Source organism: Aeromicrobium sp. PFPM2_SD2, from assembly GCF_057364525.1.
In genome coordinates, this window is record NZ_JBNFNZ010000579.1 from 1 (window position 1) to 1,312 (window position 1,312).

Genomic DNA, 1,312 nt, shown 5'->3' on the forward strand with positions numbered 1-1,312 from the left:
CCGCCCAGGTGCACGTTTTTTTCCGCCGTCAGCAGCAGCACCGCGAGCGCCTCGAGGGCCGCGCCGAAGTCGTTCCCGCCGAGCCGGGCGAGGGCGTCCGGCAGCGCGGGACCGAGCCGGCCGGCGACCAGGCCGCAGCCGAGCGTGAGCAGTGCCGTCGTCCGTCGTCGCATGATGCCCCCGATCGTCACGTTTGACGACGTTTTGATGTCGTCTGCGTCCATGGGACGCCCGGCCGCGGGCCACCGTCAACCACGCCGGTCCGGGGCTGGGGACGACGGGACGCGGGTACGGTGCGGCCATGCGCTGGGAGCGGCTGTTCACCGAGATCGAGCACCAGGTCGCCGACGAGGACCTGCTCGAGCGGGACGCGCTCGTCGCCGACCTGGTCGAGGAGGAGGAGGCGGCGACCGCCTGGCTCGACCTGCTGGCCGAGCAGGTGCGGCTGCGGGTCCGCGGTGCGGGCCTGGTGGAGGGACGGGTGCTGGGCGTGCGTCCGGCGCTGCTCCACCTGCGCGGTGCGGCCGGTGACGTGCTGGTCGCGGTCGGCGCCGTGCTGACCGCCGCCCCGCCCGGATCGAGACGTCCGCCAGCGCCGGAGGTCGGCCGGCGACTGGGCTGGCCCGCCGCCTGGCGCGTGCTGCGCGACGAGGACGCGACCGTGTCGCTCGTGCTGGTGGACGGATCACGGCTGGTCGGACGGGTAGGTCGGGTCGGGCACGACCACGTCGAGGTCGTGGGGGAGCAGGGAGCGGCCGAGCTCGTGGCCTACGCGGGACTGGCGACCGTCACCACGCGCGACTGAGGCTCAGCCGTGGTCGGCGTGCGCGTCGGCCTCGGCGTCGAGGTGCTGCTCGGTGCGCGCGTACTGGCGCTGGATGTAGTCCTCCAGCTCGCTGCTCTCGATGCGCCACTGGCCGCGTCCGCCGATCTGGATGCCGCGCAGGTCGCCGGACCGGACCAGGGCGTACACCTGGCGCACCGTGACGTTGAGGACCTCCGCGACGTCGGCCAGCGTCAGGAAGCGCGGAGTGGCGGCGGACGACATGCGGCAAGCATGGCACGCACAGGTGTCAGGTCGGTCGAGCCGCCGACCGGGGTGTGGACAAGCGGGACGGGCCTGGACGAGTGCCCCGCCCAGCCAGTGGAATGGGCTCACCACGACGACCCGCGGGGGGCCCGATGACGGCACGGACGACGAGGACGAGCGCGAGCCAGGCGCCGGTGAGACCGGCCCGCCGGCTGCCCGGACGCAGCTGGCGGGACCCGCGGGTCTGGTGGGCGTGCTGCTCGTGCTGGGGGCGACGGTCGG

Annotated in this window: 3 protein-coding genes; 1 reads left to right on the plus strand and 2 read right to left on the minus strand. The window is 74.4% G+C overall.

What is annotated here, in order from left to right; genetic code table 11:
- On the minus strand, positions 1-224 hold a 224-nt coding region (locus AC2W7G_RS16505; RefSeq protein WP_485869393.1), incomplete at its 3' end, for a hypothetical protein.
- A gap of 77 nt (positions 225-301) precedes the next feature.
- On the opposite strand from AC2W7G_RS16505, the gene AC2W7G_RS16510 reads away from it, so the two are divergent.
- Positions 302-805 carry a hypothetical protein gene (locus tag AC2W7G_RS16510; protein ID WP_485869394.1) on the plus strand — a complete coding sequence of 168 codons (504 nt, stop codon included), beginning with the start codon at positions 302-304 and terminating at the stop codon, positions 803-805.
- A 3-nt stretch (positions 806-808) separates the two neighbouring features.
- Here the strand turns inward: AC2W7G_RS16510 and AC2W7G_RS16515 are convergent, their stop codons facing one another.
- On the minus strand, positions 809-1,048 hold the full coding sequence (locus AC2W7G_RS16515; RefSeq protein ID WP_485869395.1) for a helix-turn-helix domain-containing protein: 240 nt from the start codon (positions 1,046-1,048) through the stop codon (positions 809-811).
- Positions 1,049-1,312: the final 264 nt, after the last annotated feature.

Excerpts from the sequence above, each read along its gene's own strand:
- AC2W7G_RS16510 (WP_485869394.1), top strand. The coding sequence starts at position 302 with ATGCGCTGGGAGCGGCTGTTCACCGAGATCGAGCACCAGGTCGCCGAC.
- AC2W7G_RS16515 (WP_485869395.1), bottom strand. The coding sequence starts at position 1,048 with ATGTCGTCCGCCGCCACTCCGCGCTTCCTGACGCTGGCCGACGTCGCG.